The sequence below is a fragment of the Mesorhizobium sp. Root157 genome (assembly GCF_001427385.1).
Lineage (GTDB): Bacteria > Pseudomonadota > Alphaproteobacteria > Rhizobiales > Rhizobiaceae > Mesorhizobium.
In genome coordinates, this window is record NZ_LMGJ01000001.1 from 474,063 (window position 1) to 496,338 (window position 22,276).

Here is a 22,276-nt window from a genome sequence, read left to right on the forward strand (position 1 = left end):
CGGGACAGGTTGGAATGCGCACAATCCACCCTGCGGCCGTTCCGGCGCGCGGCAACACGTCTTCCGTGTCACCGCAACGGACGACCGCGCCTGACCACACCCCGTGGGCAAGCATGGGTGACCGAAACCGGCAGGTCTCCTGACTTCCGTGTCGTCGCTTCCTTCCGCCTTCCCGGCTGTCTCTAGCCAGTGGCATCGTGGAAGAAGGCTCAACGGTTACAGTTGCGGGGGCAGTCCGGCTTGTGCCGATGGCTCGGCCAACCGTGTTCCCTTTTCATCCGCCTTGGCGGAACCAGTTCCGACACCAGCTAGCCATGATCGATAAGCGCTGTCAATTCCGGCAGCGCCGGCAACAGTCCGGATTGCGTCAATGCGTCGCCGGGTGAAGGGCAACCCGGGCCAATGCCGCACCGTCCTTGCGGGAAGTTGCGAATTCCGCTACGTCGCCGCTTTGCGGACGGGAGCAGGCCTTGACCGATCAACGCGCCGATGTCGCCATCATCATGGGCAGCCAGTCTGACTGGGAAACCATGCGCCATGCCGCCGAAACGCTGGAAGCGCTCGATGTCCCGCACAAGCGCCTGATCGTCTCGGCGCACCGTACCCCCGACCGGCTGTATGATTTCGCCAAGGGGGCCAAGGCAGCCGGCTACAAGGTGATCATCGCGGGAGCCGGCGGCGCCGCCCATCTGCCAGGCATGACGGCGGCCATGACGGCGCTGCCCGTATTCGGCGTGCCGGTTGAATCGAAGGCGCTGTCCGGCCAGGATTCGCTTCTCTCCATCGTTCAGATGCCAGCCGGCATTCCGGTCGGAACGCTGGCCATTGGCAAGGCCGGCGCAGTCAACGCCGCCTTGCTTGCCGCTGCCGTGCTGGCATTGTCTGACGCAGCACTTGCATCGCGGCTCGATGCCTGGCGCGAGGCGCAGACGGCCAAGGTGGCGGCCGAACCCGAGGATCAACGCTGATGCTCGCAGCCGGATCGACCATCGGCATCATCGGCGGAGGCCAGCTCGGCCGCATGCTGGCGATGGCCGCAGCACGCCTCGGCTACCGGACCGTGGTGCTGGAGCCGCAGCCGGATTGCCCCGCGGCACAGGTTGCCAATCGCCAGATCACCGCCGCCTATGACGACCCGGCTGCACTCGCCGAACTCGCAGCGGCCTCAGCCGTAGTAACCTACGAGTTCGAGAATGTTCCGGTTGCCGCTGCCGAGATACTGGCCGCCAGGGTACCCGTCCATCCGCCCGCGCGCGCCCTCGAAGTGGCGCAGGACCGCGTGGTGGAAAAAGAATTCCTCAATGGCATCGGCATCGCCACGGCCGGCTTCCATCCGGTCGACGACGACGCCGGTTTGACCGAAGCCTTGCGCGCCTTCGACGGCAGCGGCGTCTTGAAGACCCGGCGCATGGGCTACGACGGCAAGGGCCAGCGCGTATTCCGCAACATGGCAAGCGGCGGCTTCGCCGGCGTGTGCGAAGCGATGGGCAGCGTGCCGCTGATCCTCGAGGCGCTGGTGCCTTTCGAGCGCGAGATTTCCGTCATCGGCGCACGCGGTGCGGACGGGGCGATCGCGACCTATGCGCCGGCCGAGAACATCCATCGCAACGGCATCCTCCACTCCTCGACCGTGCCGGCCGCCATTTCCACAACAGCGGCGGACGCAGCGCGCGCGGCAGCGGCGAAGATCCTCAACGCGCTTGACTATGTCGGCGTCATCGGCGTCGAATTCTTCGTACTGCCGGATGGCGCGCTGCTGGCCAACGAGATCGCCCCGCGCGTTCACAATTCCGGTCACTGGACCGAAGCCGCCTGCGCACTATCGCAGTTCGAACAGCACATTCGCGCAGTCGCGGGCCTGCCGCTCGGCGATCCACGCCGTCACAGCGATTGCGTGATGGAAAACCTGATCGGCAACGACATCGCCCGCGTGCCCGCCTTGCTGGCCGAAGCCGACGTATTGGTGCATCTTTATGGCAAGGCCGAAGCCCGCCTCGGCCGCAAGATGGGGCATTTCACCCGGCTTGGCCGACGCATTGCCCAAAGCTGAGGGTAAAGCGAGCGCGCCCGGTCGTCACGCGAAGGTTGACAGGGACGAGACTCCTCGTTTATGAGCCTGTCACGAATTTGGCGCGCTCCTGGGCGCGCTTTTCAATTCCGCCCGCAAAGGGCCAAGTTGACGGGCAAGACCATGAAGATCAAGAACTCGCTCAAGGCGTTGAAGGCGCGTCACCGGGACAACCGCCTGGTTCGCCGCAAGGGCCGCATGTACATCATCAACAAGACCGACCCGCGCTTCAAGGCCCGCCAGGGCTGAGTTGCGACTGGGGCCTGCGCTCGAATTCGGGTGCTTCGCAGTCTTGTGATGACCGCCGGCAAGCCGGCGCGCTCACACTAATTTCAGTTTGACCTTGCGCATGGCGAGACTAGACTCTTGCCATGCGTATTTTTGTTGCCATCTGTCTGGTGCTTCTGGCGGCTACGCCCATGTCGCAGGCCGCCGACAAAGCCGTGCCGGGCGAGCCGGGTGCGAAAAGCACTGCGGCAGAGACGCATGAGCAACGCCTCGACAGGCTGTTCGGGGAGCTCAAGCGCGAGCGCAACGAAAAAATAGCGACCCACATATCCCAGCGTATCTGGCAGGAATGGGCGCAGTCAGGCAGCGCCTCGGTCGAACTGATGATGCAGTGGTCGCAAAAAGCCATCGAGACAAAGAAGTTCGATGTCGCGCTTGATTTCCTTGATCAGGTTGTAACCCTGCAACCTACCTATGCGGAAGGCTGGAACCGCCGCGCGACCGTTCACTACATGATGAAGAACTACGGGAAGTCGATGGCCGACATCGACCGCACCCTGCAGCTTGAGCCGCGCCATTTCGGCGCTCTGTCCGGATTGGCGCAGATCATGATGGATACCGATCGCAAGGAGGCGGCGCTGCGGGCCTGGCAGCGTGTCCTCGACATTTATCCGATGCTGCGCAACGCCCAGAACCAGGTTTCGGCCATATCCGAAGAACTGGCGGGCGAAAGCATCTGATCTTCTCCGGCACCGCCTGAGCGGGCAAGCCGGCCCCCATCTGATGCAATCAGGCCCCGGCGGGTTTGCCGTCGCCGAGCGGTTCGATATTGGCGATGCGCAGCATGTTTGTGGAGCCGGGCGTCCTCAGCGGCACACCGGCGGTGACGATGATGCGATCACCGACCTTGCCGAAATTCTCCTCATACGCGATGCGGCAGGCCCGGTTGACCATATCGTCGAGATCGCTGGCATCGGGCGACACGACGCAATGCGTGCCCCACACGAGCGAAAGGCGACGTGCGGTGTTCAGGATCGGCGATAGCGCGATGATCGGCACCTGCGGCCGTTCGCGCGCCGCTCTGAGCCCGGTGGCTCCCGATGCCGTATAGGTCACGATGGCCGACAGCTTCAGCGTCTCGGCGATTTCGCGGGCCGCCAGCGAGATGGCGTCCGCTCCGGTGGCCTCCGGCGCGGAGCGCTGCGCGTTGATGACGGAGGCGTAGGTCGGATCGCGCTCCACGCGTTCCGCAATGCGGTTCATCGTTGCTACAGCCTCCACAGGGTAAGCACCTGCGGCCGACTCGGCAGAAAGCATGACGGCGTCGGCGCCTTCGAACACCGCCGTCGCCACGTCCGACACCTCGGCGCGCGTGGGCACCGGGGCCGAAATCATCGATTCCAGCATCTGCGTGGCAATCACCACCGGCTTGCCGGCGCGGCGCGCGGCGCGCGTGATCTGCTTCTGGATGCCGGGCACGGCTTCGAGCGGCATTTCCACACCAAGATCGCCGCGCGCGACCATCAAGGCGTCGGACAGGTCCATGATCTCGGCCAGGCGCGTGACCGCCTGCGGCTTTTCGATCTTGGACATGATCAAAGCCCGGCCTCGCGCGATCTTGCGCGCCTCGGCCAGATCTTCAGGCCTCTGGATGAAGGACAGGGCCACCCAGTCGACGCCGGCGGCGAGCACGGCATCAAGGTCGGCGCGGTCCTTTTCCGTCAACGCTCCGACAGGGAGTTCCGTGTCTGGCAGGGAAACGCCCTTCCTGTCGGAGATCGAGGTGCCGGCCACCACCACGCATTCGATCGACTTGCCGTTGCTCTTGACCGCCTTGAGTTCCAGCTTGCCGTCGTCGATGAGCAGCCTGTGGCCAGGTTCGACCGAGGTCAGGATCTCGGGATGCGGCAGGTAGACACGCGTGGAGTTGCCGGGCTCAGGGTTGTCGTCGAGGGTAAACGTCTGGCCGACAGCAAGCGTTTCATTGCCGTTGACGAATTTGCCGACCCGCAGTTTCGGTCCCTGGATATCGGCGAGGATGCCGATCGGCCTGCCCACCGCCGCCTCGACGGAGCGGATGCGGCCGATCAGGGTGCGCATCAGGTCATGGTCCGCGTGGCTCATGTTGATGCGGAAGACATCGGCTCCCGCTTCGAACAGTTCCCTCAGTTTCGCCTCGTCGGAGGAGGCGGGACCGATGGTGGCGATGATCTTGACCTTGCGGCTTCGTCTCATTGACTGTTGCTTCCCGGGGCGGCGCTGCCGTCCGTTGATGGCTGCTCGGTCAGCTGGACCATCCAGCTTGCCTGCTCGCCTGTGTCATATTCCTGGAATCCGGCCCGCTGAAATCCCCGTGCGACGCAATCGGTGACGCCAGCGATCTTGAATTCCTTTTCGGCCACGCACATGCTGATCGGGCCGTCCCAGCGGCCGCCGCGCTCGGCGTCTTCTGCGTAAAGATAGTAAAACCTCGATGACAGCGGCCCCTCGATCAGAGTCTTGCAGCTCGATGCCTCGATATGCCACCAGCCCTCGGTGATCCAGCCTGCCTTGGCGCGGTAGCCGATGCCCACCCCGACCAGATTCTGCGTCGCGTTGCAGACGCGAAAATCGGCATGTGCCGGTGCTGCCAGAGCGAGCGTGACGACAGGCGCGGCGAGAAATGGCAGCAGCATGGCACTCACGCGGCGCACGCGCGAAGAGCCAGCACATACCCTCTTCAATCCCCTCGATATCGTTGTCATCATCTATTGACGCCCCTTTTCGACAAACTACCGGCGCATGTCAACGCGCCGCCGCATAGAATTCCAATCGATTTAAAAAACGGATGGCGCGTTGTTTGGTCGCCTTTGGGCAGATTTCGGGAAAAACCTTGTCCAAACCACGGCATTGCGCGGACGCCTTCTTCGTGGAATGACGGTAGCATCCCGCCTGGAACGAAAAACGGACCAATCTTCCCCCTCATGACCCGATCCACAGTTTTCGCCCCTTTCGACCTGATCGAGGGCGACCGCAAGCGAGGCATCGTGCTGGTTGCAGACCATGCCCGGCGCGACCTGCCGGACGAGTATGGCGATCTCGGTCTGCCCGCCGCCGAGTTCGAGCGCCACATCGCCTATGATATCGGCGTCGAGGCGGTGACACGCGAACTTGCCGCACGGCTTGATGCGCCGGCGGTGCTGGCGACCTTCTCCCGTTTGCTGATCGATCCCAACCGCGGCGAGGACGACCCCACGCTGGTTCGCCAGCTTTATGACGGAACCATCATTGCCGCCAACTATCCGCTTTCGCCCGAAGAGCGCGAGAAGCGGCTTGAGCGTTTCTACAGGCCCTATCATGACGCCGTCGCCGCAATGATCGCATCCGTGGCCGAAGCTTCGGGAAGAGCGCCTTTCATCTTCTCGGTGCATTCCTTCACCCCGTCGATGCAAGGCATCGACCGGCCCTGGCATGCCGGCGTCTTGTGGGACCTCGACGACCGGGCGCCGCGTCCGCTGATCGACATGCTGGCGGCAGATGAAAAGCTCGTCGTTGGCGACAACGAACCCTATGACGGCGCGCTGCGCGGTGACAGCATGTTCAAGCACGCTATCGTCAACGGCTTTGCCCATGCGCTGATCGAGATCCGTCAGGACCTGATTGCAAATCCCAACCAGGCCGCCGCCTGGGCCGGCAGGCTTGCCCCGATCGTTGACGCCATCAACCAGCGTCCCGATATACACGAAGTCAGACATTTCGGCTCACGCACCGGGCCGCTTTGAACGCAGGAGATGACCATGACAGAGCTCAGCCACGATCAGCAGCGGGATTTCGAGGCTGCGGCCTTCCGCCGGCTGGTGGAGCACTTGCGCCAACGCACCGACGTGCAGAACATCGATTTGATGAACCTTGCGGGATTCTGCCGCAACTGCCTGTCAAATTGGTATCGCGACGCCGCCGGCGCCAAGGGTGTCGATCTCACCAAGGAACAGTCGCGCGAAATCATCTATGGCATGCCCTATGCCGAGTGGCAGGCGCTTCACCAGACCGAAGCGTCTGGACCGAAGCAGGCGGCCTTTGAACTCAACCGGCCGAAAGACCACTGACGGGGTTTCGCATCCTTGGCCCAAATGTTTTGGCCGGCTGCGCTTTGAAAGCGGGATAAAACGATTTAAGAGGAGACATTCTCCCGTTTCCCGCACGAGATTTGACCCGATGAATGAATCGATCGCGAGCGCTGTTCGTGGCCGCTGGGCCGTCGCGACCATGTTTTTCGTCAACGGCTTCCTGACCGGAAGCTGGGCGCCGCAAATCCCGGTCTTCCTGACCCGTCTCGACATCAGCAAGTTCACGCTCGGCCTGCTCATCTTGCTGTTCGGGGTCGGCGCGGTCGGCGCCATGACGTGGTGCGGCCATCTCATTTCCAGGCATGGGTCGCGCAATGTCGTGCGCTGGTTCGGTGTCGCTGCAGCGTTCGGCCTGCTGTTGGTGGCGCTTGCGCCGAACGTGCCGGTCGCTGCAATCACCATGGTGATCTTTGGCGGTCTGGTCGGTGGCATGGACGTCGCCATGAACGCCAACGCCATTGCCGTCGAGCGCAAGCTTTCGCGCGCCATCATGTCGTCGTCGCACGGCTTCTGGAGCCTGGGCGGTTTTGCCGGCGGTGCGCTTGGCGGCTTTGCCATCCAGAACTTCGGCCACCTCGCCCATGCGGCTGGCGTGACGGTCGTTGCCTTTGCAGCTGTACTGCTGGCCTTGGGCCATCTCGTTGCCGAACCCAAGCCGGCGGGCGGCGTGCATCATCGGTTCTCCCTGCCGCGCAATCCGGTGATTTACCTGATCGGCTTGATGGCGCTGTTTTCCATGATCCCGGAGGGTGCGGTCCTCGACTGGGCAGCCCTTTATCTGCAGCAGGAACTGGGCTCGGACCTTGCCACCGCCGGCCTCGCCTTCGCGGCCTTCTCGGGCGTCATGGCCTTCATGCGCTTCGCAGGCGATGCCGTGCGCAACCGCTTCGGCACCGTCACCACCTTGCGCGTTTCAAGCCTTGTGGCCGCGGCCGGCATGCTGGTGGCCGGCCTGTCGACCTCGCCCTGGCTGGCCATTGCCGCCTTTGCCTTTTGCGGCTTCGGCATCGCCAATATGGTGCCGATCGCCTTTTCGGCCGGCGGCAATCAGGAAGGCATGCCATCGGGCATCGGCATGAGCGTGGTCACCACCATGGGTTATTGCGGCATTCTGGTTGCGCCCTCGGCAATCGGGTTCGTAGCGGAGCAGACTGGATTCGGGCCCATCTTCATCGCCCTGTCCGGCCTGCTGATCGTCGTGTGCCTGATGTCCGGTCTGGCGCGAAGCGCCGACTTCACCGCCGCGCCCGCTGCGGCTGAGTAGCCGATACGAGCGGGAACGACGTCAGAGCCTCATATTCTGCCCATGAACAGCAGGATCAGCAGCACGATGAGGATCACGCCTACAATCCCCGAGGGGCCGTAGCCCCAACTGCGGGAATAGGGCCAACTCGGCACCGCTCCGATCAGAATCAGAACCAGGACGATGATGAGCAGGGTGCTGAGCGGCATGGCGAAAACCTCGCATCGTTGAAATTGGTGCCATGACAATGCGAAAGGCCGCTCGGTTGTTCCCGGTAGGCCTTGTCAGCGAAGTTCGCGTCGTGCGCTATTCAGCGGCTTTCGGATAAGAGACCGTCAGATCGCTTTCGGCAGCAGAGGCCGTGACCTCCTCGCCGAGTGGCTTCTTGCCCCGGCGAAACATGCGCCGGAAGAAGGCATGAAACTTGCTGTCCTTGCTCCTGGTGAAGATCATCAGCATCGATGGCGTCACGATCAGGGTGAGGATGGTCGCAAAGGCCAGGCCGAACACGATGGCCGAAGACAGCGCGATCCACCATTGTGTCGACGGCGCGTTGATCGTCGTCTCGCGATGGAAGATTTCCAGCCCAAGGCCGAAAGCGATCGGCAGCACGCCAAGGATCGCCGACAGCGCCGTCAGCACGACCGGACGGGCGCGCTCGCGGCAGGTCTGCAGCACCGCTTCCAGCTTGTCCCAACCTTCCTCGCGCAGCCGGTCGTAAGTGTCGATCAGCACGATGTTGTTGTTCACGACGACGCCGGCCAGGGCGATCATGCCGATGCCGGACATGACGATGACGAAGGCCTGCCCGGTCGCCAGCATGCCGAGCAATGCGCCGATCATCGCCATGACCACGCAAGACAGCACCATCAGCACACTGGTGAACTTGTTGAACTGGGCAAGCAGCACGATGAAGATCAGGAAGATCGCCGCACCGAAGGCGTTCACCAGGAACGCGCCGGCTTCGGCACTATCCTCGTTCGAGCCTGCAAGTTTCCAGTCCACGCCCGGCTTTGCCATCTCGCCGACTACTTTCGCCACCTGGGCCTGCACAGCCGCGACCTGGAGGCCGGTCGCGACGTTGGCCTGGATGGTGATGGTGCGCTTTCCGTCGATACGGTTCAGGATACCGACCGTGGGTTCCGGCTTGCGGGTGACGAAGTTGGAGATCGGCACGGAACCTTGCGCGGTCTGCACGCGAAGTTCGTCCAGGGTGGACAGCGTACGGCGGTCCTCGGGCAGGCGCAGCCTTATGTCCACGGCATCGTCGGCGCCGGCCGGCCGGTAGTCGGTCAACTTCAGGCCCGTTGTGACAAGCTGCACAACCGTGCCGACCGAGGTCGGGCTGATGCCGTATTGCGCCGCCTTGGAGCGGTCGACCTGCAGCGCCCAGTCGATGCCGGGCGGCGGCAAGCCATCCGATAGGTCGATGACGCCGGGCACCTTGGCGACGGCGGCCGCGACCTGCTTGGCATAGTCATTCAGTCCGGTCGGGTCCGTCGCAGAGAGTTGCACCTGGATCGCCTTGCCGGTCGGCGGACCGGCGTCAGGTACCCGAACCTCGACATCGACGCCGGGAATGCCAGCCATGGCGACGCGCAGATCATCGAGGATCTGATGCGCCGACTTGCGCTGGCGCCAATCGACGAACTCGTAGTTGATGACGCCGACGACATCCTCGGGAATGTCCTCTCCGCCGCGCGTCTTGCCGACCTTCGTCAGAACCGACTTGATGCCGGGCCAACCGAGGATCCGGCTTTCCGCTTCGGTCGTGGCCGCATTCATCTCTTCAAGTGAGAGGTTACCGCGCGCATGAACGTAGAGAAGGCCATAGTCCGGCTCGACATTCGGGAAGAACTCGACGCCGTTGCCGTATTTGACATAGGAAAACAGCGAACCGCCGAGCAACAGCATGGTCAGCACGAGAACCGTGACCGGGTAATGCACGGCCTTCTTCACCACGGCCATGTAAAGGCCGTCGCGATGTTCTTCCCCGTGGTTTTTCGGCGGTTTGGCGAAGATCGCACCGATCGATGGCGCAAAGATCAAGGCATAGGCCATCGAGGCGGCCAGCGTCACGATCAGCGTGATCGGCAGGTACTTCATGAAGTCGCCGACGATGCCGGGCCAGAACAGCAGCGGCGAGAAGGCCGCGATGCGGGTCATGGTGGCGGCGATGACAGGGCCGGCCATGCGCTTGGCTGCTTCCTCGAAAGCCTGTTCCTTCGGCATGCCTTCGCCCATGCGCCGCTCGGCATATTCCGTGACGATGATGGCATCGTCGACCAGCATGCCGACTGCCAGGATAAGGCTGAACAGCACGATCATGTTGATCGTGTAGCCCATCAGCGCCAGCGCCAATATGCCCATCAGGAAAGATGACGGGATGGCAAGGCCGATCAGCATAGAGGCCCGTCCAGACAGCGCATAGAGGATGACGATGAAGACCAGGATGACGGCGATCATCACGTGGTTCTGCAGGTCGTTCAGAAGCTGGTTGACGAAGACCGACTTGTCTTGCGTGTACGTCACCTTGAGGTCGGGCAGCGCCTGTTTGCTCTGGGCAACGAACTGTTCGGATACCGCCTTTGCGCCCTCGATCGTCTCGACCACATTGGCGCCGATGCGCTTCTTGACGGCGATGGTGATGGCGCTCTTGCCGTCGATGCGGGCGATCGTCTCTGCGTCCTTGAACGTAGAACGCACGGTGGCAAGGTCACGAACGCGCACGACGGCGTTGGGACCGGCAACCACCGGAAGGTTGGCGACATCCTCCGGCGTTTCGATCAGCGCCGGCACCTTGACCGCGTATTTGCCTTCCGAACCCTCGATGGCTCCGGCGGCGACCAGGCTGTTGGAGGCGCCTATGCCTTGAATCAACTGGTCGAGCTGGAGCCCGTAGGAAGATAGCCGCACCGGATCGATGATGGCCTCGACCTGTTCGTCGCGCGAGCCCTGGATTTCACCTTCCAGGACGCCCGGCACCTCCTCAATGCGATCGCGCAAGGTCTTGGCCGCCGCCGTCAGGGCGCGCTCCGGAATGTCGCCCGACAAGGTCACGAAGACCACGGGGAATTCCGACAGGTTGACTTCGTTGACGGTTGGCTCCTCGACACCCGCCGGCAGGTCGCGCTTGGCATCCTGCACCTTGTTGCGGGTGTCTATCAGCGCGTCGCCCAGGTCCGTCGACGGATCGAATTCGACGATGACGTTGGCGCCGCCCTGGAAAGCATTCGACTTCATCTCCTTGAGCCCCTTGAGGCTCTTGAGCTGCGACTCGACCGGGCGCAGCAGCAGGCGCTCGGCGTCTTCCGGCGAAATGCCCTGATAGATCAGGCTGACATACATGATCGGAATGGCGACGTCGGGCTCGGCCTCCTTGGGCACTGCCCGATAAGCCAACGCCCCGGCGATCACCAGGAAGAGCAGGACCGACAGTGTCAGACGCGCGTTATGGATCGCAATTTTAACGATATCCATGAGGTAGCCTCACTGCGTTCCGGACGTGTCTTGAACGAGTTTTTTGACCGCCGCCTCGTCGGCCACAACGGCATTGACCTCGTCGCCTTCCTTGACGAGATCCTGCCCGGCAACGATCACCTGCGCGCCGTCAGGTATGCCCGCCAACACCAGGCCGTTCTGCGTGTCGTCAATCAGGTCGATCGGATAGAAGGCGACCTTGCCATCGGCACCTACGGCGCGAATGCCGAGATCGCCGTCCTTGCTGAGCGTCACCACCGAACGCGGCAGCGTGATCGCGTCGGTCGGGGCGGTCTGCACGGTGATCTCGGCCGTCATGCCTGCGGGAATGGCGCCGTCGGCGTTGGGAATGGCGATCTCGACGCGGAAGGTGCGGGTCGCCGAGGACGCATCGCGGCTGATATAGCGCACGGTTCCTTCGACAACGTCGCCGCTGACCAGCCTGACTTTGGCCTCGTCGCCGATCTTGAGGTAGCCGAGGTCGCGCTCGCTGACTTCGCCGCGCGCCACGATCGGATCGAGGCTCAGGATGGTCGCAACCTCGCCGCCCTGCATGATGGCGCTGCCGAGTTCGACTGCAACGCGGTCGATGACGCCGTCGAACGGGGCCTTGACCTCGTTGCGGGCGAGTTCCGCCTCAGCCGCATCGAGTTGCGACTTGGCGGCCGCAAGCGCCGAACGCGCCGTGTCGAGTTGAAGCTTCGGCAGGTTGCCGGACTTGGCCAGCCGTTCCGAGGCGTCGATTTCGGCCTGGCGCTGGGCGAGAAGCTGCTTGGCATTGGCCACTGCCGAAACCTTCTCCTCCGCATCGAGCATCAGGACCAGGTCGCCGGTCTTGACCCGGTCGCCCTGCTTGACGGGCAGTTCGGATATCACGCCGCCGACCCGGGTAGCCAGCACCGCGCGCTTGTCGGCTTCAGTCAGGCCGGAAATGCGGATCGCGCGGGCATGGGCCTGTCGCGGCGGAACAACGACGCTGACGGTCCTGAGCAGAGGGGCTTCGGCCTTTGGCTGTTCGGCTGCACTCGGCTTTTCCGCCTGAGCGTCGCTGCCAACCGACGAAAAGGCGCCGGTCGCGACCCATCCGGCAAAAACGATGAGCACAACAATGGCGGCAAGCTTGTGAAACTTGAATTTTGACATTGTCATCTTTCCGGTGCGCAGTGGCTTGGCCAGGCGGCGTCTTCTAGAGACGCGACCGTCCATATGGGTATGCACGCTTCGCGTTCAATTCGTCGTGAGCGACGGAGGGCGCCTTCTACATCAACTTCGCGGCGCGAAATAGTCAGAAAAGTTGATTAATCTATTGAACCGCGATGATAAAGGCACGGAAATCAGGCCTCCAAAGCCCGCTGCCTAGCCATTTTAAGCCAATTGGCAGCAGTCGTCAGCATGACGTTGCGGAAATAGATTTTTCATCTCCAACGTGTCGGGTGTGTGGCGTTCGCGGCGCTGGTGGTCCAGCCGTGTCCTCTCTCCTTCGGCCCAAGGACGCAGCAGCAGGCGCTGTTCCGACAGCCGCATGAATTTTTTTCTGGCAGCAGTTCCAGGAAAAGCGGGACCCCTTTCCGTCCGGATTTGTGTGAGAAACAAAAAACCCGGGCGCGAGGCCCGGGTTTGAAGTCATTTCTTGCCGGCGTTGGCTATTTGCTGGCGCGGGACGCTTCGAAAATGCTGTCGATCGCCGATCCTAGCAAAGCGTTGAACTCGCCGTCGGTCTGGCCGGCCGAAAGACCCTCGGTCAAGGCACGCGAGAAACTGGCGATCATGCCGTCATTCTGTTTCAGCTTTTCATTCGCATCGGCGCGGGAATAGCCGCCGGACAGGGCGACGACGCGCATGACGCGCGGATCGTCAATCAGCGGCTTGTAGAGATTCGCTTTCGTCGGCAGCGTCAGTTTCAGCATGACCTGCTTGCCGGCCGGCACATCGTCGAGATGCTTGCGGATCTCCGCAAGCAGGATGTCTTCCGCTTCCGCCTTGTCCGGGATCGAAATCGTGACCTCCGGCTCGATAATCGGAACGAGACCGTGCGCCAGGACCTGCTTGCCGACTTCGAACTGCTGGGCAACAACGGCGGCGATGCCTTTCGGGTTCGCCGCGTCGATCACCGACCGCTCCTTGGTGCCGAAGATCCCCTTTGCGACGGCGCGCTTCAACAGAGCGTCGAGGGCAGGCATGGGCTTCATCAGCTTGACGCCGTCTGTCGCCTCCGCCAGACCCTGGTCTATTTTCAGGAAGGGCACCACGTGGCGCTTTTCCCACAGATACTGCGCGGTCGGCGTGCCGTCGATGTCGCGGTCCATGGTCTGCTCGAACAGGATCGCGCCCATGACCTTGTCACCAGTGAAGGCAGGCGACTTGATGATCCGCGCGCGCATCTGATGAACGAGGTCAAACATTTCCGCGTCATTCGACCAGGCGCTTTCGTCGACGCCGTAAAGCTTGAGCGCCTTCGGCGTGGAGCCGCCCGACTGATCGAGCGCTGCAATGAAGCCATCCTTGTTTGCGGCCTGCGCGGCCATGACCTTGTTCATCTCATTCTCCCAAGTCGAGTGATTTCCAAATCCAAACATCAAGCCGTGCTCTAAAGCATTTTGCGGCAAGGGGAAATCTCCTTGCGTTGCGCAAATGCGGCCAAACAATCAGCCGGGGCGTGTTCTGTCCGAAAACCGGTTTCCACTTTTCGGGAACACTGCCTGGTGCCACAACGCCGTTCCGCCGGCACGGATGTGCCGGCAGGTTCGAGGCGGACTTCAAGCCTTCAATACATCGACGCCCGGCAACGGCTTGCCTTCCATCCACTCCAGGAAGGCGCCTCCGGCTGTCGAGACATAGGTGAAGTCGTCGGCAACGCCGGCATGGTTGAGTGCGGCGACCGTGTCGCCGCCGCCGGCGACCGAGACCAGCTTGCCGGCCTTGGTGCGTTCTGCCGCATGGCGGGCTGCGGTCACAGTCGCACGGTCGAACGGTTCGATCTCGAAAGCGCCCAACGGTCCGTTCCACACCAGCGTCGCTGCCCGGTCGATCCACTGGGTGATCGTATCGACCGTTTGCGGGCCGACATCGAGGATCATCGCATCGGCCGGCACGGCATTGACCGGAACGGTCTCGTTGGCAGCGCCGGCCTTGAACTCTCTGGCTATCACGCCGTCGGAAGGCAGGATCAGGGCGCAGCCCGCTTCCGCCGCCTCGATCATGATCTGCTTGGCGGTCTGGGCGAGGTCGTGCTCGGCCAGCGATTTGCCGATATTGGTGCCGCGCGCCGCCATGAAGGTGTTGGCCATGCCGCCGCCGATGACGAGCGCATCGACCTTTTTTACCAGATTCATCAAAAGGTCGATCTTGGTCGAAACCTTGGCGCCGCCGACAATGGCGATGACCGGCTTGACCGGATCGCCGAGGCCCTTTTCCAGCGCATCCAGTTCCGCTTCCATCGAACGGCCGGCGAAGGCCGGCAGGATGTGGGCGAGGCCTTCGGTCGAGGCATGGGCGCGGTGCGCGGCGGAAAACGCGTCGTTGACGTAGAGGTCGCCGTTGGCGGCCAGCTTTCGCGTGAAGTCCGGATCGTTCTTTTCTTCTGCCTTGTAGAAGCGGGTGTTTTCCAGCAAAAGCACCTCTCCGTCCTTCATCGCACCAACCGCGGCCGCGGCCTTCTCGCCGATGCAGTCGGCGGCGAAGGAGACCGGACGGCCAAGCACCTCGGCGGTCGCCTTTGCGATCGGCTCAAGCGAAAGCTCCGGCGCAGGCCCTTCCTTCGGGCGCCCGAAATGCGCCAGCAGGATAACCTTGGCGCCCTTCTTCGACAGCTCTTCGATGGTCGGGGCGATACGTTCGATGCGGGTCGCGTCGGTAACCTTGCCATCCGCCATCGGCACGTTGAGATCGACCCTGACCAGAACGCGCTTGCCCATCACCGTGCCAATATCGTCGAGCGTCTTGAAGCCTGCCATGACAATCCTTTCCCGCGAAAAGCCGCCGGACCATAGCCGGCGCGGCTGGTGATGCAAGCTTGCGCTCCCAGCTGCAACGAAAATCTTTCAAAGTGTGCCGTCAGGCCGCGGTCGGCGGCGCGTCTTCAGGCGCCTCTGCTTCATCCAGTCTTGGATCGAGCGGCTTGAATTCGACAACCCGGGACTCAACCGGCTCCGTTCCAGGCGCCGGTTGCGGGTCGAAGGTCTGCTCTGCGGCCGGATTCGGCTTTGGTTTTGCTCCAACGATCAGCTTGACGATACGGTCGTAGATTTCGCCGGGGCTGAGGAACACCGGCACCCGCGCCACCGGTGCGGTCGGCTCGAAGGAAAGGCCGAGCCCGGTGATGCGGCCTTTCTCATCGACGTCGCGCACGATCAATTCGATAGGGCCGAGCAGCAGCCGGTCGGCATATTCGGCATGGCCGCCCAATCGGCCGACGACCAGCGCGCCGACGGTCAGCTTGCTTTCCGCTTCCGTCAGGCCGGGTCCATAAGCGGCCTCCAGTTCGGCTGCCGGGCGCGCCGGATCGACGGCGAAAGCGCCGAAGAAGTCCGCATCCTCCGGATCGACGGCAGCGCGGCTGGCGAACAGCTTGTCGAGCAGGCGCGGATAGCGATCCGGCACGAAAATATAGACATTGTCGCCTGCGGCCAGCCGGCCCATGTCCTGGAAGCGCATGGAACGCCCCTCACGCACGACCAGCGACGGGCGCGCCCAGCGCGGAATGCGCTCGCCACGCGCCACCGGACTGCCCGGCGCGACCTTGTAGGCAAGCAGTTCGTGGCGGGCGGAACCAGGCAATTCCAGTTCGACCTTGTTGAGCGGACCTAATCGTGCCGGCACGATGAGGCCGAGGCGCCGTGCCAGCGGTCCGACCGTCCAGCCCTGTACGACAAGCGACACAAGAACGACAATGAAGGCGACGTTGAAGATGAGGCGGCCGTTTTCCAGGCCTCCAAGGAGCGGTGTTATCGCAAGCAGGATCGACACCGCGCCACGCAGGCCGACCCATGAGATGAACGCGACCTCCGGGCGTGGCAGGCGAAAGGGCATCAGACAGAGCCACACCGCAACAGGGCGGGCCACGAAAATCAGGAACAGGCCGAGCAGTACCGCCGGGATCAGGATGGCCGGAAACTGCGAGGGCGTGGCGAACAGACCCAGCACCAGGAACATGATGATCTGCGCCAGCCATGACATGCCGTCCTGGAATCGCTTCAGCATGGTGACGGCTCGGATGTCGGAATTGCCGGCCACCAAGCCGGCCAGATAGACCGCCAGGAAGCCGGAACCGCCAAGGCTACCTGCCGCAGCGAAAACCATCATCGACAGCGTCAGCACGAAGATCGGCAACAGGCCGTGATCAAGGTTGAGCCGGTCGACGAGCCGCACGATCGCCATGCCGCCAAAAATACCGACGGCGGCGCCGATACCCATGCTGACCAAGAAGCCGAGAACGAGGTCGACGACGAGAACCTGGGCCTCCGGGTCGGCGCCGGCGGCGATGATCTCGACCAGCGTGATGGCGAGGAAGATGGCGATAGGATCGTTGCTTCCCGATTCGACTTCCAGCGTCGAGCGCACCCGTTCACGCAAATTGATGTCGCCGGCGCGCAGCAGGAAGAACACCGCCGCCGCATCGGTGGAGGCAACCGCGGCTCCAAGCAGAAGCGATTCCAGCCATGACAGATCGAGCAGGTAGAAGGCGGCCGTCCCCAGGATCGCCGTGGTTATGAGCACACCCACCGTAGCAAGCGCCAGCGCCGGGCCGGCCGCTTGCTTGAGCATATTGAGCGGCGTGCCGAATCCGGAATCGAACAGGATGACGGCAAGCGCCAGCGAGCCGACGAAATAGGCGACCTGCGCATTGTCGAACTGGATGCCCAACCCATCGCCGCCGGTGATCAGGCCGATGCTCAAAAACAGCAGTAGCAAGGGAGCGCCGAAGCGAAAGGCGATGAGACTGGAGAACGCAGCCGCGATCACAAGCCCGGTGCCGACCAGCGTCACCAGATAGATCGCGTGCTCCATACCCCCGCCTTCCCTTCGGCGTTCAGTCCCCTTCGGGACGTGCCATTTTTCTGCTTAAGGCAGAGTGAGGCGAAGACATGGCGTTGGGCAAGCTTTTCGGCGCAAATATCCGTCCGCGACGCATATTTTTTGTTCTGACGGACCCAAAAGAAAACGCCCGGTCGGAGCCGGGCGTTTCTCTGCTATCTAGGATCGTAAATCAGCCGATCGTCTTGCCGAAGGCAACCGCCGTATCGGCCATGCGGTTGGAGAAGCCCCACTCGTTGTCGTACCACGACATGACGCGCGCAAGATTGCCCTCGACGACCTTGGTCTGGTCGAGCGCGAAGGTCGAAGAGGCGGGGTTGTGGTTGAGGTCGATCGAAACCAGAGGCTCGTTGGTATAGGCTAGGATGCCCTTGAGCGGGCCGTCCGCTGCGGCAACCAGCACCTGGTTGACTTCTTCCACCGTCACGTTGCGCTTGGGGATGAACTTGAAGTCGATGACCGAGACATTCGGCGTCGGCACGCGGATAGAAACGCCGTCGAGCTTGCCCTTCAGTTCCGGCAGCACCAGGCCGACGGCCTTGGCCGCACCGGTCGATGTCGGGATCATCGACACCGCCGCCGCACGCCCCCGGTAGAGATCCTTGTGCATGGTATCGAGCGTCGGTTGGTCGCCCGTATAGGCATGCACCGTCGTCATGAAACCCTTCTCGATGCCGAAGGCGTTGTTCAGCACCATGGCCACCGGCGCCAGGCAGTTGGTGGTGCAGGACGCGTTGGAAATTACGATGTGGTCCTTGGTCAGTTTGTCGTGGTTGACGCCGTAGACGACGGTCAGGTCGGCGCCGTCTGCGGGAGCCGAGACGATGACGCGCTTGGCGCCTGCCGCGATATGCGCCGATGCCTTTTCCTTCGAGGTGAAGAAGCCGGTGCATTCGAGCACGATGTCGACGCCAAGATCGCCCCAAGGCAGCTTCGACGGATCACGCTCGGCAAACACCTTGAAGGATTCGGAGCCGACGCTGATCGTGTTGCCGTCGACCTTCACTTCGTTGGGAAAGCGGCCGTGCACGCTGTCATAGCGCAGGAGATGCGCATTGGTTTCGACCGGACCGAGATCGTTGATGGCGACCACGTCGATATCCTTGCGGCCGCTCTCGTAGATCGCACGCAGAATGTTGCGGCCGATGCGGCCAAAGCCATTGATGGCAACCTTCAAAGTCATAGTCATCTCCTGGGGGCGGAAAACTTCCTGCCGTTTCATAACGGCGGACGTTGGAGGAATCCACCACCCGCCATGCTCTTCAAATCGATTAGCCGGACCTGGCCTAGTAACTCCTCAAGCCTGCCTTGCAGCGTCCCTGCCGTTATTTGCCATTCACCCGCGCTTCGGCCGCCTTTGCGGCGGCTTCCGCGGTGATGCCGAAATGCGGATAGAGCTTTTCGATCGGCGCGCTGGCGCCGAAGCCGGTCATGCCGACGAAAATTCCATCGCTGCCGATGACGGCATCCCAGCCCTGACGAATGCCCGCTTCAATGGCGACCTTCACCTTGGCGCCACCGATGGTCTTTGCCCGGTAGTCGGCGCTCTGCTTTTCGAACAACTCGAAGCACGGCACTGAAACGACGCGCGTCGGCTGGCCCTTCTCCTGCAACAATTTGCGGGCGCCCAGCGCAATCTCGACCTCCGACCCGGAAGCGAAGATGGTCACCTTCGCTTCGCCGCCTTCCGCCGCGGCGAGTTCGTAAGCGCCCTTGCCGCACAGGTTTTCCTTGCTGAATTCCGTACGCACCGCCGGCAGGTTCTGGCGGGTCAGCGCCAGCGTCGACGGCGTCTTTTCCGATTCCAGCGCAATCTGCCAGCATTCGGCCGCCTCGGTCGCATCCGCCGGCCGGAACACATTGTGGTTGGGGATGGCACGAAGGGCGGCCAGATGCTCGACCGGTTGATGGGTCGGCCCGTCTTCGCCCAGACCGATGGAATCGTGCGTCATCACGAAGATCGAGCGGATGCCCATCAGCGAGGCCAGCCGCATGGCCGGACGGGCATAGTCGGAGAAGCACATGAAGGTGCCGCCATACGGAACGATGCCGCCGTGAAGCGCCAGTCCGTTCATCGCCGCCGCCATGCCGTGCTCGCGGATGCCGTAGTGGACATAGCGCTCGCCGTAATTGCCGGGCGTGATGTTCTTTGTCTGGCTGGTCTTGGTGTTGTTGGAGCCGGTGAGATCCGCCGAGCCGCCGATGGTTTCCGGCATCACACCGTTGATGACCTCAAGCGCCATCTCAGAGGATTTGCGCGTGGCGACCTTCGGCTTGTCCTCGGCAAGCTTCTTTTTGTAGTCCGCGATCGCGGTGTCGAAAGACTTCGGCAGTTCACCGCGCACGCGGCGTTCGAATTCGGCACGCTTGGCTGCATCGGCCTTGGCCAGACGTCCTTCCCAATCCGTGCGCGCCTTGGCGCCAGCTTTGCCGGCAGCACGCCACGTCTCGAGAATGTCGGCAGGAATGTCGAACGGCTCCGAACTCCAGCCGAGGAATTCACGGGCTCCGGCGATTTCGTCGGCCCCGAGCGGCGAGCCGTGCACCTTGTTGGTGCCGGCCTTGGTGGGTGCGCCGAAGCCGATGGTCGTCTTGGCGGCAATCAGCGTCGGCTTGTCGGAATGGCGAGCCGCCTCGATTGCATAAGCGATCGCTTCAGGGTCCATGCCGTCGACATGCATGGCATTCCAGCCCGACGCCTGGAAGCGCGCGACCTGGTCGGTCGAGTCGGACAGTGAAACGGGTCCGTCGATGGAAATGTCGTTGTTGTCCCAGATGACGATCAGCTTGTTCAGCTTCAGGTGGCCGGCAAGCGAGATCGCTTCCTGGCTGATGCCTTCCATCAGGCAACCGTCGCCCGCAAGCACATAGGTATAGTGGCTGACGAGATCGTCGCCGAACGCCGCGTTCATGATGCGCTCGCCGAGAGCGAAGCCGACCGAATTGGCGATGCCCTGGCCGAGCGGGCCGGTGGTCGTCTCGATGCCGGTGGCATGGCCGTATTCGGGATGGCCGGCGGTGCGCGATCCCAACTGGCGGAAATTCTTGATCTGGTCGAGGGTCATGTCCTCGTAGCCGGTCAGGTAAAGCAGCGAATAAAGCAGCATCGAGCCGTGGCCGGCCGACAGGATGAAGCGGTCGCGATCCGGCCAATGCGGGTCCATGGCATCGAATTTCAGGAACCGCGTGAAAAGCACGGTCGCAACGTCGGCGCAGCCCATCGGCAGGCCGGGGTGACCGGAATTGGCTTTCTCCACGGCATCCATGGAAAGAAAGCGGATCGCGTTGGCCATCCGATCATGTTGTTCACGCGAGAGCATGGTTCCTCCAGGGAGCGGCTTTGAGAGCTTGGGAAAGGTGCGCGACACATAGCAGGCGCGCACTTTTAGTCAACAAAAGCGGTGCATTTCAGCGGATTCGCCGCACCGAGGCCGTTCCCCGCCTGCCGTTAATGGGGGACAGAGCGAGAGCTTTGTTGACGCATGCTTCACACGGCGCCTAATGTTTCAGGGATAACGCGTTCTGAACGCGAACGATTCGGTGATGGGCAAAAGACAGGATAACAGCCATGACCGGGGACACCACGCTCAAGGAAGTCATCGCCAGGCTGGGCAAGGCCATGGAAAGCCTGGAAAGTGCGGTCGCCGTCAGGCTTGAGCATGAGCGGGATTATTCCGAGGCCGAGGCGGAAGTGCAGCGCATGAACGCCGATCGGTCGCGGCTGGCGCAGGAACTCGACAATTCGGAAGCCCGTGCCGAGCGGCTTGAAGACGCCAACAAGGAGGTGTCGCGCCGGCTGGTGACGGCCATGGAAACTATCCGCGCGGTGCTGGACAGGTAGGATTGAGAGTGTCGAAATGGCCCAGGTGACGGTTTCGATCGACGGCAAGCAATACCGCATGGCCTGCGACGAGGGTCAGGAGGAGCATCTGACCGATCTCGCCGAGCGCTTCGACCGCTATGTGCTGCACCTCAAGGAATCGTTCGGCGAGATCGGCGACCAGCGCCTTACCGTGATGGCCGGCATCATGGTCATGGACGAACTCAGCGAACTGCAAAAGCGCATCAAGGGCATGGAAAGCGAGGTGCAGACCTTGCGCAAGACCCGTGACGACGCGCTGACCAAAGCCGACAAGAACGACTCCGCTCTCACCGGCGCGCTGGGGGCGCTGGCGCAGCGCATGGAGGATCTGGCGTCGACCTTGACGATCCGCAAGGATTGACCAGAGGTTCGTTCTTGGAACGAACCAATCGCTCCCACTTCCCCCTTTAGAATAATTTTGCTCGCCGCCACAGGCCCGAGCCGTGCGCTGTTTTTGAGATCGACGCAAACTGGTGCTATAATTGCAGCAACGGAATGAGCTGGCGTAGGAATAATTTGCTCAAGTCCGCCCGAAACGACTTTTCAATTCTAAACGGCTTTTCAATTTCAACAAAGTCAGGACAGGCAAGTACCATGACCCTCCGTATCAACGACACCGCACCGGATTTCAGCGCCGACACGACCGACGGGCCTATCCATTTCCATGAGTGGATCGGCGACGGATGGGCTGTGCTTTTCTCCCATCCCAAGGATTTCACCCCGATCTGCACGACCGAACTCGGCACTATGGCCGGCCTGAAAGGCGAGTTCGACAAGCGCAACGCCAAGATCATCGGCATCTCGGTCGATCCGGTGGAAAGCCACAACAAGTGGAAGGGCGACATCCAGAAAGCGACCGGCCACGCAGTCAATTATCCGATGATCGGCGACAGGGAACTCAAGATCGCCAAGCTCTACGACATGCTGCCGGCGTCCGCAGGCGAAACGTCCGAGGGGCGTACGCCGGCCGACAATCAGACGGTGCGTTCTGTCTTCGTCATCGGCCCCGACAAGAAGGTCAAGCTGATCCTCACCTATCCGATGTCGACGGGACGCAATTTCCAGGAAATCCTGCGCGCCATCGATTCCATCCAGCTCACCGCCAAGTTCCCGGTGTCGACGCCTGCCGACTGGAAGCCGGGTGAGGACATCGTGATTGCCGGATCGGTCTCGGACGAGGATGCACTCAAGCGCTTCGGCGCCTTCGAAACCATCCTGCCCTATATCCGCAAGGCCAAGCAGCCGACTGCCTGACG

At 62.4% G+C, this 22,276-nt stretch carries 20 protein-coding genes and 1 riboswitch; of the genes, 10 read left to right on the forward strand and 10 right to left on the reverse strand.

The genetic code is table 11. The features are described from left to right. Positions 1-111: 111 nt before the first annotated feature. A riboswitch (cobalamin riboswitch) is annotated at positions 112-312 on the reverse strand. A 158-nt stretch (positions 313-470) separates the two neighbouring features. The 4 genes from purE (at position 471) to ASD64_RS02380 (ending at position 3,036) form a co-directional block, all read left to right on the forward strand. Further along, positions 471-968: a 5-(carboxyamino)imidazole ribonucleotide mutase gene (gene purE / locus ASD64_RS02365; RefSeq protein ID WP_056100008.1), complete on the forward strand. Its 498-nt coding sequence runs from the start codon at positions 471-473 to the stop codon at positions 966-968. Further along, on the forward strand, positions 965-2,050 hold the full coding sequence (locus tag ASD64_RS02370) for a 5-(carboxyamino)imidazole ribonucleotide synthase (protein ID WP_056100011.1): 1,086 nt from the start codon (positions 965-967) through the stop codon (positions 2,048-2,050). Before purE ends, ASD64_RS02370 begins: the two co-directional genes overlap by 4 nt. Before the next feature lie 141 nt (positions 2,051-2,191). Then, positions 2,192-2,317, forward strand: a complete 126-nt coding sequence (ykgO, locus tag ASD64_RS02375; RefSeq protein WP_056100243.1) for a type B 50S ribosomal protein L36 — start codon at positions 2,192-2,194, stop codon at positions 2,315-2,317. A 122-nt stretch (positions 2,318-2,439) separates the two neighbouring features. After that, positions 2,440-3,036 (forward strand): hypothetical protein, encoded by a 597-nt coding sequence (locus ASD64_RS02380; protein WP_056100014.1) that lies wholly within the window; start codon positions 2,440-2,442, stop codon positions 3,034-3,036. A gap of 49 nt (positions 3,037-3,085) precedes the next feature. Here ASD64_RS02380 and pyk read toward each other — a convergent pair whose 3' ends face one another. Together pyk and ASD64_RS02390 are read right to left on the reverse strand one after the other, a co-directional pair. Beyond that, positions 3,086-4,531, reverse strand: coding sequence for a pyruvate kinase (gene pyk / locus ASD64_RS02385; RefSeq protein WP_056100016.1), 1,446 nt, complete (start codon positions 4,529-4,531; stop codon positions 3,086-3,088). Then, positions 4,528-4,971, reverse strand: a complete 444-nt coding sequence (locus ASD64_RS02390; RefSeq protein WP_056100019.1) for a DUF1036 domain-containing protein — start codon at positions 4,969-4,971, stop codon at positions 4,528-4,530. The genes pyk and ASD64_RS02390 overlap by 4 nt, the downstream gene beginning before the upstream one ends. Positions 4,972-5,259: 288 nt before the next feature. On the opposite strand from ASD64_RS02390, the gene ASD64_RS02395 reads away from it, so the two are divergent. From ASD64_RS02395 to ASD64_RS02405, 3 genes are all read left to right on the forward strand, one after another. Continuing rightward, positions 5,260-6,057: an N-formylglutamate amidohydrolase gene (locus tag ASD64_RS02395; RefSeq protein WP_056100022.1), complete on the forward strand. Its 798-nt coding sequence runs from the start codon at positions 5,260-5,262 to the stop codon at positions 6,055-6,057. A 15-nt stretch (positions 6,058-6,072) separates the two neighbouring features. Continuing rightward, the gene (locus tag ASD64_RS02400) at positions 6,073-6,381 is read left to right on the forward strand and encodes a DUF1244 domain-containing protein (protein WP_056100247.1); all 309 of its coding nucleotides are present in this window, start codon (positions 6,073-6,075) and stop codon (positions 6,379-6,381) included. Between the two features lie 109 nt (positions 6,382-6,490). Beyond that, a complete protein-coding gene (locus ASD64_RS02405) occupies positions 6,491-7,666 on the forward strand; it encodes an MFS transporter (protein ID WP_056100026.1) in 1,176 nt (391 codons plus the stop codon). 29 nt (positions 7,667-7,695) lie between these two features. Here the strand turns inward: ASD64_RS02405 and ASD64_RS20320 are convergent, their stop codons facing one another. From ASD64_RS20320 to tkt, 8 genes are all read right to left on the reverse strand, one after another. Beyond that, on the reverse strand, positions 7,696-7,854 hold the full coding sequence (locus tag ASD64_RS20320; RefSeq protein WP_082549816.1) for a DUF3309 family protein: 159 nt from the start codon (positions 7,852-7,854) through the stop codon (positions 7,696-7,698). 97 nt (positions 7,855-7,951) lie between these two features. Continuing rightward, positions 7,952-11,125 carry an efflux RND transporter permease subunit gene (locus tag ASD64_RS02410; RefSeq protein WP_056100029.1) on the reverse strand — a complete coding sequence of 1,058 codons (3,174 nt, stop codon included), beginning with the start codon at positions 11,123-11,125 and terminating at the stop codon, positions 7,952-7,954. Positions 11,126-11,134: 9 nt separating this feature from the next. Further along, positions 11,135-12,268 carry an efflux RND transporter periplasmic adaptor subunit gene (locus ASD64_RS02415; RefSeq protein ID WP_082549824.1) on the reverse strand — a complete coding sequence of 378 codons (1,134 nt, stop codon included), beginning with the start codon at positions 12,266-12,268 and terminating at the stop codon, positions 11,135-11,137. 500 nt (positions 12,269-12,768) lie between these two features. After that, positions 12,769-13,662 carry a fructose bisphosphate aldolase gene (locus ASD64_RS02420; RefSeq protein ID WP_056100031.1) on the reverse strand — a complete coding sequence of 298 codons (894 nt, stop codon included), beginning with the start codon at positions 13,660-13,662 and terminating at the stop codon, positions 12,769-12,771. A gap of 219 nt (positions 13,663-13,881) precedes the next feature. Then, positions 13,882-15,078: a phosphoglycerate kinase gene (locus tag ASD64_RS02425; protein ID WP_056100034.1), complete on the reverse strand. Its 1,197-nt coding sequence runs from the start codon at positions 15,076-15,078 to the stop codon at positions 13,882-13,884. Positions 15,079-15,178: 100 nt separating this feature from the next. Beyond that, a complete protein-coding gene (locus tag ASD64_RS02430; RefSeq protein WP_082549817.1) occupies positions 15,179-17,131 on the reverse strand; it encodes a potassium/proton antiporter in 1,953 nt (650 codons plus the stop codon). A 199-nt stretch (positions 17,132-17,330) separates the two neighbouring features. After that, positions 17,331-18,341, reverse strand: coding sequence for a type I glyceraldehyde-3-phosphate dehydrogenase (gene gap, locus ASD64_RS02435; protein ID WP_056100252.1), 1,011 nt, complete (start codon positions 18,339-18,341; stop codon positions 17,331-17,333). 142 nt (positions 18,342-18,483) lie between these two features. Beyond that, the gene (gene tkt / locus ASD64_RS02440) at positions 18,484-20,478 is read right to left on the reverse strand and encodes a transketolase (RefSeq protein ID WP_056100037.1); all 1,995 of its coding nucleotides are present in this window, start codon (positions 20,476-20,478) and stop codon (positions 18,484-18,486) included. Positions 20,479-20,726: 248 nt separating this feature from the next. Here tkt and ASD64_RS02445 point away from each other — a divergent pair, with 248 nt between their 5' ends. The 3 genes from ASD64_RS02445 to ASD64_RS02455 all read left to right on the forward strand — a co-directional run bounded on the left by ASD64_RS02445 (position 20,727) and on the right by ASD64_RS02455 (position 22,274). Next, positions 20,727-20,999: a DUF4164 domain-containing protein gene (locus ASD64_RS02445; protein WP_056100039.1), complete on the forward strand. Its 273-nt coding sequence runs from the start codon at positions 20,727-20,729 to the stop codon at positions 20,997-20,999. A gap of 16 nt (positions 21,000-21,015) precedes the next feature. Beyond that, positions 21,016-21,381: a cell division protein ZapA gene (locus ASD64_RS02450; protein WP_056100042.1), complete on the forward strand. Its 366-nt coding sequence runs from the start codon at positions 21,016-21,018 to the stop codon at positions 21,379-21,381. A 233-nt stretch (positions 21,382-21,614) separates the two neighbouring features. Then, the gene (locus ASD64_RS02455; RefSeq protein WP_056100044.1) at positions 21,615-22,274 is read left to right on the forward strand and encodes a peroxiredoxin; all 660 of its coding nucleotides are present in this window, start codon (positions 21,615-21,617) and stop codon (positions 22,272-22,274) included. Positions 22,275-22,276: the final 2 nt, after the last annotated feature.